Origin of the sequence: Variovorax sp. LjRoot175 (assembly GCF_964253805.1) — a bacterium.
Taxonomy (GTDB): domain Bacteria; phylum Pseudomonadota; class Gammaproteobacteria; order Burkholderiales; family Burkholderiaceae_C; genus Variovorax.
Window position 1 is genome coordinate 5,417,127 of the sequence record NZ_CAXURY020000001.1, and the last position, 11,670, is coordinate 5,428,796.

The window sequence follows — 11,670 nt, forward strand, 5'->3', positions numbered from 1 at the left end:
CGCATGTTTTTCTGTTGACCGGGTAGTGCTTCGTTCATTCATTCGACTAGGAGACACACATGAAAAAACTTCGCAAACTGATGATCGCCCTGGCTGCCGGCGCTGCCTGCCTGACGACGACGGGCGCCTTGGCCCAGGACAAGGAGCAGTTCATTCCCGTGCTGTCCTACCGGACCGGCGCCTACGCCCCCAACGGTGCGCCATGGGCCAACGGCTTCGTCGACTACATCAAGCTGGTCAACGCGCGCGGCGGCCTCAACGGCGTGAAGCTCACTTTCGAGGAATGTGAAACCGGCTACGACACCGCCCGCAGCGTCGAGTGCTACGAGCGCCTGAAGGGCAAGGGCGGCGGTGCCTCCTTCGTGCAACCGCTGTCCACCGGCGCGACATTCGCCATCACCGAGAAGGCGCCAGTCGACAAGATTCCGGTGGTGACCGTGGGCTACGGCCGCAGCGAGAGCGCCGACGGCACGGTGTTCAAGTGGAACTTCCCGATCGCGGGCACCTACTGGGTGGCCGCCGACGCCATCCTCCAGGCCATCGCCAAGAAGGAGGGCGGGCTCGACAAGCTCAAGGGCAAGAAGTTCGCGCTGCTCTACCACGACAGCCCCTACGGCAAGGAGCCGATCCCGCTGCTGCAGGAGCGCGCGAAGATGCACGGCTTCGACCTGCAACTGCTGCCGGTGACGGCGCCCGGCGTGGAGCAGAAGGCGACCTGGCTGCAAGTGCGTCAGAACCGGCCCGACTACGTGTTGCTGTGGGGCTGGGGTGTGATGAACTCCACCGCACTGAAGGAAGCGCAGGCCACGGGCTACCCGCGCGAGAAGATGTATGGGGTGTGGTGGTCGGGCTCGGAGCCCGACGTGAAGGACGTGGCCGACGGCGCCAAGGGCTACAACGCGGTGGCGCTGCAGCATGGTGCGGAGCCGCAATCCAAGTTCGTCAAGGACGTCCTCGCGCTGGTGCACGACAAGGGCCAGGGCACGGGACCGAAGGGCGATGTCGGCCAGGTGCTCTACATGCGCGGCGCCATGAGCGCGATGCTCGCGCTGGAAGGCATCCGCTCGGCGCAGGAGCGCTTCGGCAAGGGCAAGATCATGACGGGCGAACAGGTGCGCTGGGGCCTGGAGAACCTGAACCTGACGCAGGCCAAGCTCGACGCGCTGGGCTTCGCGGGCGTGATGCGGCCGATCAGCACCTCGTGCGTCGACCACATGGGTGCATCGTGGGCGCGCATCCACACCTGGGACGGCAAGGAGTGGAAGTTCACCTCCGACTGGCTGCAGGCCGACGAGCAGGTGATCAAGCCGCTGGTCAGGAGCACGGCCGCCAAGTACGCCGCCGACAAGAAGCTCACGGCGCGCACGCCCGCGGAATGCCAGTCCTGACGAAGCACAGCTCATGAGCGCAGCGAACATCGTTCTCAACGTCAACGGCATCGAGGTCATCTACAACCACGTGATCCTGGTGCTCAAGGGCGTTTCGCTCCAGGTGCCCGAGGGCGGCATCGTGGCGCTGCTCGGCGGCAACGGCGCGGGCAAGACGACCACGCTGCGCGCGGTGTCGAACCTGCTGGCCGGCGAGCGCGGCGCGGTGACCAAGGGAACGATCGAGCTGCGCGGCGAGCGCATCGAGGCGCTCACGCCGGCCGAGCTGGTCAAGCGCGGACTGATCCAGGTGATGGAGGGGCGCCACTGCTTCGCCCACCTGACGATCGAGGACAACCTGATGACCGGCGCCTACACGCGCACCGATGGCAAGGCCGCCGTCGCCGAGACGCTGGAGAAGGTCTACGCCTACTTCCCGCGGCTGAAGACGCGCCGCGCTTCGCAGGCCGCCTACACCTCGGGCGGCGAGCAGCAGATGTGCGCCATCGGCCGCGCGCTGATGGCCAACCCGAACATGGTGCTGCTCGACGAGCCTTCCATGGGGCTGGCGCCGCAGATCGTGGAGGAGGTGTTCGGCATCGTGAAGGACCTGAACGAGAAGGAGCGCGTGACCTTTCTTCTGGCCGAGCAGAACACCAACATGGCGCTGCGCTATGCCGACTACGGCTACATCCTCGAGAACGGCCGCATCGTGATGGACGGCGAGGCGCAGAGCCTGCGCGAGAACGAGGACGTCAAGGAGTTCTATCTCGGCGTCGGCGGCGCGGACCGCAAGAGCTTCCGCGAAGTCAAGAGTTACAAGCGGCGCAAGAGGTGGCTCGCATGACCGATTTCTATGACAAGCTGGAAGTGCGTGATCCGGGTGAGCGTGAGCAGGACTTGCTGGCCGCGCTGCCCAAGCAGATTGCGCAGGCGCAGACCGCGGCGCCTGCTTTCGCGAAGATCCTCGACGGCATCAAGGCTCGCGACATCACGAGCCGCGACGCCTTGGCGAAGCTGCCCGTCACGCGCAAGTCCGAACTGCTCGACTTGCAGAAGGCGCACCGCGCGAACGATCCCTTCGGCGGTTTCGCGGCGATCCACTTCGGGCCGCGCATGACGCGCGTGTTCGCCAGCCCCGGCACCATCTACGAACCCGAAGGCGAGGCGCGCGACTACTGGCGCACCGCACGCGCGCTGCACGCCGCGGGCTTTCGCGGCGGCGAGCTGGTGCACAACTGCTTCAGCTACCACATGACGCCGGCCGGCGCGCTCATGGAAAGCGGCGCACACGCGCTCGGCTGCACCGTGTTCGCGGGCGGCACCGGCCAGACCGAGCAGCAGGTGGAAGCGATCGCGGATCTCAAGCCCGCGGGCTATGTGGGCACGCCGAGCTTCCTGAAGATCATCCTCGAGAAGGCGGCCGAGAAGAAGGTCGCGCTGCCCTCGATGACCAAGGCGCTGGTGTCCGGCGAGGCCTTCCCGCCAAGCCTGCGCGACTGGATCGCCGAGCGCGGCGTGGCCGGCACGCAGTGCTACGCGACGGCCGACCTGGGCCTGGTGGCCTACGAGACCTCGGCGCGCGAAGGCCTGGTGCTCGACGAGGGCGTGATCTTGGAGATCGTGCGCCCGGGCACCGGCGACCCGGTGCCCGAGGGCGAGGTCGGCGAGATCGTCGTCACCACGCTGAACCCCGACTACCCGCTGATCCGCTTCGGCACCGGCGATCTCTCGGCCGTGCTGCCGGGGCATTGCCCCACGGGCCGCACCAACACGCGCATCAAGGGCTGGCTCGGCCGCGCTGACCAGACCACCAAGGTGCGCGGCATGTTCGTGCATCCGGGCCAGGTGGCGGAGATCGCACGGCGCTTTCCGGAAGTGCAGCGCGCACGGCTCGTGGTCGAAGGCGAGATGGGCGACGACCGCATGACGCTCAGGCTCGAATGCGCCGCGGCCGCGCAAGGCCTGGCAGAGCGCGTGGCCGAGGCCATCCGCGACGTCACCAAGCTGCGCGGCACGGTCGAATTCGTGGCGCCGGGCAGCCTGCCCAACGACGGCAAGGTGATCGAGGACGCGCGCAGCTACCGTTGATACGGAACGCCCGGCGACGCTGCGATCGGCTTGCCGACATCGACGAAGGCGCGGCGGCGCAACCCTCGCGGCATGCTCCTTGCAACGCCGGGAGCTCGTTACGATTCTTGCGATGACCCACGCCTTCTTTCATCCGCCCACCACCCCGCGCTTCGCGCTGCGCAATCTGCGTGCGCCCCGCTGCCTCGTCCAGGCCGATGTGCCGAGGACCGGGGCCGACGATGAACTCGCACCCGTCGACCTGCTGGTGGACCACGGTCGCATTGCCGCCATCGAGCCCGCCGGCACGCTGCCGGCCGAACTCGGCCCCGATCTCGACGCATCGATGCTGCTGCCGGGCATGGTCGACTGCCACACGCACCTGGACAAGGGCCACATCTGGCCGCGCCAGGCCAATCCCACCGGCGATGGCGCTGGCGCCTCGATGGCTACGCAGCGCGACCGCAACGCGCGCTGGCATGCCGAGGACGTGCGCCGGCGCATGGAGTTCGGCCTCGCCACCGCTTATGCCAAGGGCGTGGTCGCGATCCGCACGCACCTCGATTCGCTGGCGCCGCAGGCCGCGATCTCGTTTCCCGTGTTCCACGAGCTGCGCGAGCGCTGGGCCGGACGCGTCGAGCTGCAGGCCTCGTCGATCGCGCCGCTCGACATCTTCCTGACCGAAGAAGGCCGCCAGCTCGCCGACATCGTCGCCGAGAGCGGCGGCCGGCTGGGTTGCGTGACGCGTTCGGGCGCCTACCCCGGCGACCCGATGCCGCCGGACCTGGACGCGGCGCTGGTGCGCGTGTTCGAACTCGCCGCCGAGCGCGGGCTCGACCTCGACCTGCACGTCGACGAATCCACCGATCCGCGCTCGCGCGCGCTGATCCGCGTCGCGCACACCGCGGTGGCGCAGGATTTCGCCGGCCGCATCCTGTGCGGCCACTGCACCGCACTCGCGTTGCAGACCGACGAGTTCATCGAAGAGACCATCGCGGCCTGCAAGGGCGCCGGCATCGACATCGTGAGCCTGCCCACGGTCAACATGTACCTGCAGGACCGCAGCCAGGAAGCGCGCACGCCGCGCTGGCGCGGCGTGACGGTGCTGCACGAGATGAAGGCGCGCGGCCTGCGCGTGGCGGTGGCCGGCGACAACTGCCGCGATCCCTTCTATGCCTACGGCGACCACGACATGCTCGACACCTTCACCCAGGCAGTGAAGATCCTGCACCTGGACCATCCGCTTTCCGACTGGATCCGCGCCGCCACCGAGACGCCGGCCGCGATCATGGGCACCGCCCACGGCGTGCTGAAGGCCGGCGCTGTGGCCGACCTGCTGGTCCTCAAGGCGCGCAGCTATTCCGAGATGCTCGCGCGCGCGCAGTTCGACCGCACGGTGCTGCGTGCGGGACGTGCAATCGACACGCGCTCGCCGGACTACAGGCTGCTCGACGACCTCATGCGCGCCTGAACAGCGGCCCGCCCCAGGGCGGCGAAACCCTACACGCGCCGTCAGGCGGCACTGACGTTCCCGGCACGGTGCGGCGCAATCATGAAAGCTCCAGCAACCCTCCTCGCGGAGGCAACCAAGGAGTATTTTCATCATGGCAATGGACACCGGAATTCTGGCCGCCGACGAGGTGGTCGACGTGCTGAACGACCTGATCGAGAACGCGCGCGACGGCGAATACGGCTTTCGCACCTGCGCCGAGGAAGTGAAATCGGCCAGCCTGAAGCAGCTGTTCAACGACCGCGCCGCGTCCTGCGGCCAGGCGGCCAGCGAACTGGCGCAGTTGATCCTGGGCTACGGCGGCAAGCCGGCCGAAGGCGGCACCGCCAGCGGCGCGGTGCACCGCGGCTGGGTGCATGTGAAGGGCCTGGTGGGCGCCAACAGCGAGCTCTCGATGCTCGAGGAATGCGAACGCGGCGAAGACGCGGCCGTGGCGCGCTACCGCAAGGCCTTGAAGCAAAACCTGCCGGTCGATGCGCGCGCGGTGGTCGAGCGCCAAGCCGAGGGCGCCCAGCGCAACCACGACCAGATCAAGCTGCTGCGCGACGAGGCGCGCGCGCGCCGCTGACCGACGGGGCTGCACGGCGCGCCCAAGGCGCTCCACAATGTCGGCGCCATGGCCTATTCGCGCCGCATCGTTTTCGAGAGTGCCTTGCTGAGCTGGCAGCAGCTGACGCTCGCCGCGCCCGACCCTGCGTGGAGCGACAGCTACCGGGTCGACGGCCCGCGCCTGCTGCTGCCGCTATCAGCCTGCTTCGAGTGCCGTATCGGCGCCCACGGATTCGTTTGCGATCCGCGTCCGCTCTGTGGCTCTCCCCGTCGCAGGCCTACCGCCTCCGTCGGCCCTGGGCGGACCAGCGCAGCGCGCTGCTGATCGTCGGCGAGAACCTCGGCCCGTCGGGCCGATCGCCGCTTCCGCTCGCGGTGCATCTGCAGATGGCCGGCTGGTCGCGGGCGCTGGCGGCGCAGCAGCTCGAGCGGCTGGATATCGAAGAACGGCTGGCCGCCGTCGTGCGCGCGCTGGTGCCCACGACCGGCGAGGCGTCGATGCGGCGTCCGCACCGCGCCGTCGAACGGGCTCGCGAATACATCGCCGCCGAGCCGCAGCGAGACGACACCCTCACGGAGATCGCCAGGGCGGCAAACTGTTCGGCATTCCACCTGGCGCGGCGCTTCCGGCTGCAAACCGGCCTGAGCCTGCACGGCTTTCGCACGCGGCTGCGGATGACGCTGGCGCTCGACCGGCTGCGGCAGGGCGAGCGCAACCTGAGCGCACTGGCCGCGGAACTCGGCTATGCCAGCCACAGCCACTTCACGGGCGTGTTCCGCCGCAGCTTCGGCCTCACGCCGAGCCGAATGCGCACGAATCTGGCAGCGCCCGCACTTCGCTGACCCGACACTGCCGGCTTCGCAGCTGCCTGTGGAGCCGATCTTGTTGCACCCTTCCCGTCTCGCTGCCGGCATGCTGGCCGGCGTCGCCGCCGCGCTGGTCGGCGGCGTATGGCAGGTCGTGACCCGCCAGTCGACGACGACCACGATCGCCCCGCCCGACCTGGCGATCCTGCTCTACGGCATCGCCGCGCTGGTGTTGCTGCCGCTGCTGCTGCGCACCGGCCTGCTGCCGCGCGGCGTGCCGCGCCGGTTGCTGGCCGGCATGGTGATCGGCGCCGGGCTGCCCTTCGGGCTCATCGCGATGACCGGAACGATGTTTGCGCCCACTCCCACATGGGCGTTCTGATGGCGGGCGCCTCGCCGCTCTTCGCAGCGGTGTTCGCGTGGGTTCTCTGGCGCGAACGCCCCGACCGCTGGCGCACGCTCGGCCTCGCGTGCATGGCCCTGGGCGTGGCCCTGCTCGGCAGCAAGTTCGGCACGGCGGGGCACGCCGGCGCATGGCGGCGCATGGCGGCGCATGGCGGCGCATGGCGGGGCGATCTGATGTTCTTGCTGGCCGCCGCGTTGTGGGCCGGCTTCACGCTCTCGTTCCGGCAGAGCGGCCTCGGCGCATGGCAGGGCGCCGCGCTGGTCAACGCCTGGTCGACGCTGCTCCTGTTGCCATGGCTCGGGTGGCGCGGCAGCGAGATCCACCTTTTCGATGCGCCGGTTCGCGATCTGCTGTGGCAGGCCCTGTGGCAGGGCGTGCTCGCCGGGCTGCTGGGGGTGTGGTTTTTTTCCGCCGCCATCATCCGGCTGGGCGCTGCACGGGCGGCGGCCTTCGGCGCGCTGGCGCCCGTGGTCTCGGCGCTGGGCGGGTGGTGGTGGCTCGACGATCGGTTGACTGCCGTCGATGCCCTGGCGGTGGCCAGCGCCGTGCTGGGCGTCGCGCTCGCCAGCGGCGGGATTCCCGGCCGGGGGGATGTGCCGCGTCAATAGCGTGAATGCGCGTCGGCCTGATTACGACGGACGGTCGGGTAATACCAATGGCCACTACCGACAGCAGACAGGCCTGAACACAATCGCCGCAGCGAACTCTGGGAGAAAGCGATGCAACCTGCCGTTGAAATCACCAAGCGCGGCGAAAGAAACTTCAACTCGTATGTCGGGATCGGCGACGGCACACGGCGCTACGAGCGCGAAGGCCTGCCCTCGGTGGCCGAATGCCTGCAGGACGCGGCGGCTGCGCTGGGCGCCGAATTCAGCTACGCCACCATCACCTACGACAACGTCATGATCGGCAGCTATCCGGTCGCGGTCATGGGACGCCGCGCCGTCGAGGTTGCCGACGAACTCCTAGTGAAGCGCTCCAACCGGCGCATCCGGTACGCCTGAGCGCGCTTGCGCGGGTGCGTCGCGCGTCCAGGACATCTCTTTTCGCCCACCTGCTATGACGACGCGGTGGAGATCCTCCACCGGGCAACCACCAAGGTTTCGATGTCATGCACGTGGCGCCCCGTCGCTCGCGCAACAGCCTCGCGGTAGGGTGGCATGTTGGTGCACTCGAGCACGATGTCTTCGACCGAGGGAAACAGATTCACAAGGCGCCGTGCGGCGTCGACCACGTTCCTGCGCGCTTCGACAAGATCGAGCCGATCTTCGTTGTTGAGTATGCGCCGGTGGAACTCGCATCCTGGCTCCACGCCCTGCACAGGCGTCGCCTCCGGAACGCCGACCGCCTTGAGAATGCTTGCGTTCAACGCAGCCGCGTCGAAGGTGACGATACCGGGACGCGCGAACTCCCGGCAATGCAACAGGCTCGAGGTGAAGACCGGCACGGGCACTGCTTCGGCCAGCGTGTTCTGGTAGGCGGCCAGGAAACCGCAGCTGGTCGTGATCATCGCGGCACCCTCCTCGACCAGCTGCAAGGCGGCGTCGGCGAATGGTCGAAGCAACGCGGGATCTGCCTCCTTCACGATCCGTCGGGGTGACGCCCCCTCGACAACCCGGAAACGAACCGGGATGCCGTTGCGGCTGAAGGTCTCCGGATTGCCGATGTCGCCAGGCGGCCGCGGGAACCGCGTATCGAGCATCAGAACGCCAAGGAATCTGTCAGGGCTGGGGGTCATTTCTGGCTGGGATGGCTATCCGCTTTTCGAGACGGTGCTGCGACGATCGATCTTTCGACTGAGCACGATGGAGGTTTGTGTCTGGTTGATGCCGTCGATCTGACCCAGCTGATCGAGCAGCTTGTCCAATTGTTCAGGCGTTTCGCACCGGAGAAGGACCATGTAGTCGAACTGGCCGCTCACGGCCCAGACCTCCTCCACCTCGGGCAGACGCTCGAGCGCCTTGATGACCGCGGGCGCAGCCTTGGCGTTGACGCTGAGCCCGCAGAACGCTCGAACCGCCGCTTGCTCGAGCCGCTGTCCGAGGCGAACCCCATAACCCGAGACGACGCCCTCCCGCTCCAGTCGCGCGATTCGCGCGACCACCGTGGTCCTGGCTATCTTCAGCTTGCGCGCCAGGTTGGCCGCCGGCTCGCGGGCATTGGCCTGCAGCAAGGTCAGAAGGTGGCGATCAAGGTCATCGAGTCGTAGGTCCATGGGCGGCCTTGCAGCGGAGATCAGCGATTGTGGCGCGGCCGAGCAGGCGCTCGTGGGTCTACAGGAAGCGCAGCGCGAGCCGAACGTTCCCGAGTCGACCCTGGGGGTCAAGCTGACGCCGTGACCGGCACGTTGGCCAGTTCGCGCCTGCACTCTTCGAGTGAGGCTGCTTGCGCGGCCTCGTACAAGGCGAACTCGTTCATGACGCTCGTGCCCAACGCGGCTTCGAAGGCTTCCCGGTTGCCGCCGGCGACGTAGTGCGCGGCTCCTTCCGATCCCAGGTTCGAGCGGAAGATGCCTGCGGCGCTGACAGGGAGGAAGTCTTCATACACAAGCGGCTCCGCACGCACCAGGCTCTGGTCCAGAAGCTCGTCGACGCTCGCGTTCGCCGATACCGGCCTCGAACGGACCAGGTTGCGTCGGTCGACCGAATAACGGAAATACGCAAGTCCCGCCCGCTGCAGCGCCCGTGCATCATCCGGGAAGGCTTCGAAGACTCGCGCCAGAGCCGATGCCCTCGACCCTGCATCGCGCCCGGACTCCAAAGAAGCTTTCAATAGATCGTCGTAGAGCGCACGCCCTTTGGGCGTGAGCGCGCAACCGCGCTGTTCGATCTCGCCGAACCGGGCCGTGTGGGTGCCGTCAGCGCCTTCGGCTCCCTGGAAGCGGATCGGCTCTTCCAGGGCGAGAAAGCTCGTTTGGCGCAACAGGATCGGGCACTTGCGCTTCGGCGGACCTTCGATCGCGTCTTTCGCACGGATGCCATTCTCCAGCATCGCCGCCTGCGCCTGGTCGATGTCGAGCACGCGGGGGGTCAGATGGTTGATATGCGGCCCCTTGAAACACACCACATCGGCGATGAGCGGATGCGACGCTCTCAGCTGCCGATAAGTCTCGATGTCGACGGTCGCCTCGCTGTGCCAGCGAAAGGTCTCGAGCGCCTGCGCGACGAACTCTTGCGTGTCCCGGCCGGACAGGCCGCCATCGCGCTCCGCCCGGTCAATGAGATCAAGGCAACGCGGCGTGAAGATGCTGCGCCCGACGAGGATCTTCGCGGCACGCTCGCGCAGTGCGGCGTCGTCGATCAAGTCCAGACGCAAGAGCGACGTGAACACCCGGAAGGGGTTTCGCTTGAGCGAAGAATCTTCGACGGGACGGAAGGCTGTCGCGTGCACCGGAACGCCGGCCACCGAAAGATCATAGTAGCCGACCGCTCGCATGCCCATGACCGCGAACAAGCGGCGCACGACCGCGAGCTCCTCGACGGTCCCGAGACGAATCGCGCCATGACGCTCAACGTCCAGCCGATCGAGCTGTTCCGTTTCGCGCAAGCGATCAGCGAGCCTCTTGTTCTCGTGCAGCACTTCGGCATTGATGTCGGCGACGAGATCGAGCAAGGCGCCGTACTGAGGCACCTCGGTCTTGTACATGCCGGACAGCGCCCGCGAAAACAAGGTACGGATGTCGTCAGGTTCAACAAAAGCGTTCGTCGTCATGTGTGGCTCGACAGAAGATTTCAGAAGGTTGGGCACAGCGGAAAAGCGCTGATGCCGTTGCCCAACTATCGTCAAGACGACGGACGGTGGATAGCGATAAGTCGGAACGATTTAATGCAAAAATGGAATCAACTTGCGCACTCAGGTTCGCATCTTCTATCCGTGACCGTCTTTCTACGTATTGCACTTTAGTCATCATGTACAGACGAGAATTCCTTCCATCCATGGGGCAGCTCATGGCCTTCGAAAGTGCTGCACGCCATGCCAGCGTTTCGCGCGCGGCACACGAACTCCATCTCACGCAGAGTGCGATCTCGCGCCAGATCAAGCAGCTGGAGGATCAGCTCGACACAGCACTCTTTCACCGCGTGCGTCAGCGCATCGTGCTGACGGAGGCAGGCCGCGTCTACGCGGCGGAGCTCCGCACGGGCCTTGAGACGCTGTCGAACGCAACCCAGCGGGTGATGACCATGGGTGGCATCGGCGAGGTTCTCAATCTGGCCGTGCTGCCGACGTTCGGGACGCGATGGCTCATTCCCCGGATGAGGCGCTTCGCTGCGCTGCAGCCTGGCGTCACGGTCAATTTCGCGTCAAGAACGGAACCCTTCGACTTCGCGCGCGAGCCCTTCGACGCGGCCATCCACTTCGGCGTCGACTTCTGGCCGGGCGCCTCCTGCGACTATTTACTTGGCGAGAGCGTCGTCCCCGTGTGCAGTCCTGAATTCAAACGCCGCAGCGGCATCCACACCCGCGAGGACCTGGCAGGCCAGTGCCTTCTTCATCAGTCGTCGCGGCCCATGCAATGGGCGGAATGGTTCGAGCAGGTCAAGGTCTCGGCGCCTCACGCCATGCGCGGCCCGCGCTTCGAGCAATTCGCAATGCTCGCGCAGGCCGCGGCCCACGGGCTCGGGATCGCGCTGGTGCCTAAATTTCTGGTCGAGGAAGAGCTCGCATCCGATCGATTGATCATCCTGTTTCGTGAGGCGCTGATCACCCAACGGGCGTACTACGTTGTCGTTCCGGAGTTCGGTGCAGAAAATCGCCTGGTGCTGGCATTTCGGGACTGGCTCGTCGGCGAGGCGGCCGCGTCGCGGCCGCGCGGCCGGACGAAATCACGCGAGCCAGCTGCGACCGTCGTGCGCTGAGCGCAATGGCTGCGCTCCAGCAGACCTGCAGCGAACTTCGGCAAGCCCCAACTCGACGAATGCCTTCGTCGGATCGACGAAGCGAATCACTCTTTCGACGATCTG

At 67.0% G+C, this 11,670-nt stretch carries 14 protein-coding genes; 11 read left to right on the forward strand and 3 right to left on the reverse strand.

The window, feature by feature from the left end:
- Window positions 1-59 precede the first annotated feature (59 nt).
- The 9 genes from ACSQ89_RS26815 to ACSQ89_RS26855 all read left to right on the forward strand — a co-directional run bounded on the left by ACSQ89_RS26815 (window position 60) and on the right by ACSQ89_RS26855 (window position 7,713).
- Window positions 60-1,388, forward strand: a complete 1,329-nt coding sequence (locus ACSQ89_RS26815; protein ID WP_436293994.1) for an ABC transporter substrate-binding protein — start codon at window positions 60-62, stop codon at window positions 1,386-1,388.
- 13 nt (window positions 1,389-1,401) lie between these two features.
- The gene (locus ACSQ89_RS26820) at window positions 1,402-2,214 is read left to right on the forward strand and encodes an ABC transporter ATP-binding protein (protein ID WP_436293993.1); all 813 of its coding nucleotides are present in this window, start codon (window positions 1,402-1,404) and stop codon (window positions 2,212-2,214) included.
- Complete coding sequence (locus ACSQ89_RS26825) at window positions 2,211-3,458, forward strand: phenylacetate--CoA ligase family protein (protein ID WP_436293992.1); 1,248 nt, start codon at window positions 2,211-2,213, stop codon at window positions 3,456-3,458. Before ACSQ89_RS26820 ends, ACSQ89_RS26825 begins: the two co-directional genes overlap by 4 nt.
- A gap of 112 nt (window positions 3,459-3,570) precedes the next feature.
- Window positions 3,571-4,908 (forward strand): cytosine deaminase, encoded by a 1,338-nt coding sequence (locus ACSQ89_RS26830; protein ID WP_436293991.1) that lies wholly within the window; start codon window positions 3,571-3,573, stop codon window positions 4,906-4,908.
- 133 nt (window positions 4,909-5,041) lie between these two features.
- Window positions 5,042-5,515, forward strand: coding sequence for a ferritin-like domain-containing protein (locus ACSQ89_RS26835; RefSeq protein ID WP_436293990.1), 474 nt, complete (start codon window positions 5,042-5,044; stop codon window positions 5,513-5,515).
- 218 nt (window positions 5,516-5,733) lie between these two features.
- Window positions 5,734-6,339, forward strand: coding sequence for a helix-turn-helix transcriptional regulator (locus ACSQ89_RS26840; protein WP_436293989.1), 606 nt, complete (start codon window positions 5,734-5,736; stop codon window positions 6,337-6,339).
- A 40-nt stretch (window positions 6,340-6,379) separates the two neighbouring features.
- Window positions 6,380-6,685 (forward strand): hypothetical protein, encoded by a 306-nt coding sequence (locus ACSQ89_RS26845; protein WP_436296573.1) that lies wholly within the window; start codon window positions 6,380-6,382, stop codon window positions 6,683-6,685.
- On the forward strand, window positions 6,673-7,317 hold the full coding sequence (locus ACSQ89_RS26850; protein WP_436296574.1) for an EamA family transporter: 645 nt from the start codon (window positions 6,673-6,675) through the stop codon (window positions 7,315-7,317). Before ACSQ89_RS26845 ends, ACSQ89_RS26850 begins: the two co-directional genes overlap by 13 nt.
- A 111-nt stretch (window positions 7,318-7,428) precedes the next feature.
- Complete coding sequence (locus ACSQ89_RS26855) at window positions 7,429-7,713, forward strand: hypothetical protein (RefSeq protein WP_436293985.1); 285 nt, start codon at window positions 7,429-7,431, stop codon at window positions 7,711-7,713.
- A 53-nt stretch (window positions 7,714-7,766) separates the two neighbouring features.
- On the opposite strand, the gene ACSQ89_RS26860 is transcribed toward ACSQ89_RS26855, so the two are convergent.
- Together ACSQ89_RS26860 and ACSQ89_RS26865 are read right to left on the reverse strand one after the other, a co-directional pair.
- Entirely contained in the window at window positions 7,767-8,447 is a 681-nt protein-coding gene (locus tag ACSQ89_RS26860) for an aspartate/glutamate racemase family protein (RefSeq protein WP_436293984.1), read from the reverse strand.
- Between the two features lie 15 nt (window positions 8,448-8,462).
- Window positions 8,463-8,924, reverse strand: coding sequence for an Lrp/AsnC family transcriptional regulator (locus ACSQ89_RS26865; RefSeq protein WP_093108345.1), 462 nt, complete (start codon window positions 8,922-8,924; stop codon window positions 8,463-8,465).
- Between ACSQ89_RS26865 and ACSQ89_RS26870 the strand changes: the two genes are divergently transcribed.
- Window positions 8,923-9,048: a hypothetical protein gene (locus ACSQ89_RS26870; protein ID WP_436294121.1), complete on the forward strand. Its 126-nt coding sequence runs from the start codon at window positions 8,923-8,925 to the stop codon at window positions 9,046-9,048. The genes ACSQ89_RS26865 and ACSQ89_RS26870 overlap by 2 nt on opposite strands.
- On the opposite strand, the gene hglS is transcribed toward ACSQ89_RS26870, so the two are convergent.
- A complete protein-coding gene (hglS, locus tag ACSQ89_RS26875) occupies window positions 9,032-10,420 on the reverse strand; it encodes a 2-oxoadipate dioxygenase/decarboxylase HglS (protein WP_436293983.1) in 1,389 nt (462 codons plus the stop codon). The two genes, ACSQ89_RS26870 and hglS, sit on opposite strands and share 17 nt — an antisense overlap.
- 197 nt (window positions 10,421-10,617) lie before the next feature.
- Here hglS and ACSQ89_RS26880 point away from each other — a divergent pair, with 197 nt between their 5' ends.
- The gene (locus ACSQ89_RS26880) at window positions 10,618-11,565 is read left to right on the forward strand and encodes a LysR family transcriptional regulator (protein WP_436294115.1); all 948 of its coding nucleotides are present in this window, start codon (window positions 10,618-10,620) and stop codon (window positions 11,563-11,565) included.
- The last annotated feature ends 105 nt before the right edge of the window (window positions 11,566-11,670 follow it).

Coding starts and splice junctions, on each gene's coding strand:
- ACSQ89_RS26870 (WP_436294121.1), top strand. CDS start 8,923: ATGGGCGGCCTTGCAGCGGAGATCAGCGATTGTGGCGCGGCCGAGCAG.
- ACSQ89_RS26880 (WP_436294115.1), top strand. CDS start 10,618: ATGTACAGACGAGAATTCCTTCCATCCATGGGGCAGCTCATGGCCTTC.
- ACSQ89_RS26865 (WP_093108345.1), bottom strand. CDS start 8,924: ATGGACCTACGACTCGATGACCTTGATCGCCACCTTCTGACCTTGCTG.
- ACSQ89_RS26860 (WP_436293984.1), bottom strand. CDS start 8,447: ATGACCCCCAGCCCTGACAGATTCCTTGGCGTTCTGATGCTCGATACG.
- ACSQ89_RS26830 (WP_436293991.1), top strand. CDS start 3,571: ATGACCCACGCCTTCTTTCATCCGCCCACCACCCCGCGCTTCGCGCTG.
- ACSQ89_RS26820 (WP_436293993.1), top strand. CDS start 1,402: ATGAGCGCAGCGAACATCGTTCTCAACGTCAACGGCATCGAGGTCATC.
- ACSQ89_RS26855 (WP_436293985.1), top strand. CDS start 7,429: ATGCAACCTGCCGTTGAAATCACCAAGCGCGGCGAAAGAAACTTCAAC.
- ACSQ89_RS26835 (WP_436293990.1), top strand. CDS start 5,042: ATGGCAATGGACACCGGAATTCTGGCCGCCGACGAGGTGGTCGACGTG.
- hglS (WP_436293983.1), bottom strand. CDS start 10,420: ATGACGACGAACGCTTTTGTTGAACCTGACGACATCCGTACCTTGTTT.
- ACSQ89_RS26850 (WP_436296574.1), top strand. CDS start 6,673: ATGGGCGTTCTGATGGCGGGCGCCTCGCCGCTCTTCGCAGCGGTGTTC.
- ACSQ89_RS26815 (WP_436293994.1), top strand. CDS start 60: ATGAAAAAACTTCGCAAACTGATGATCGCCCTGGCTGCCGGCGCTGCC.
- ACSQ89_RS26825 (WP_436293992.1), top strand. CDS start 2,211: ATGACCGATTTCTATGACAAGCTGGAAGTGCGTGATCCGGGTGAGCGT.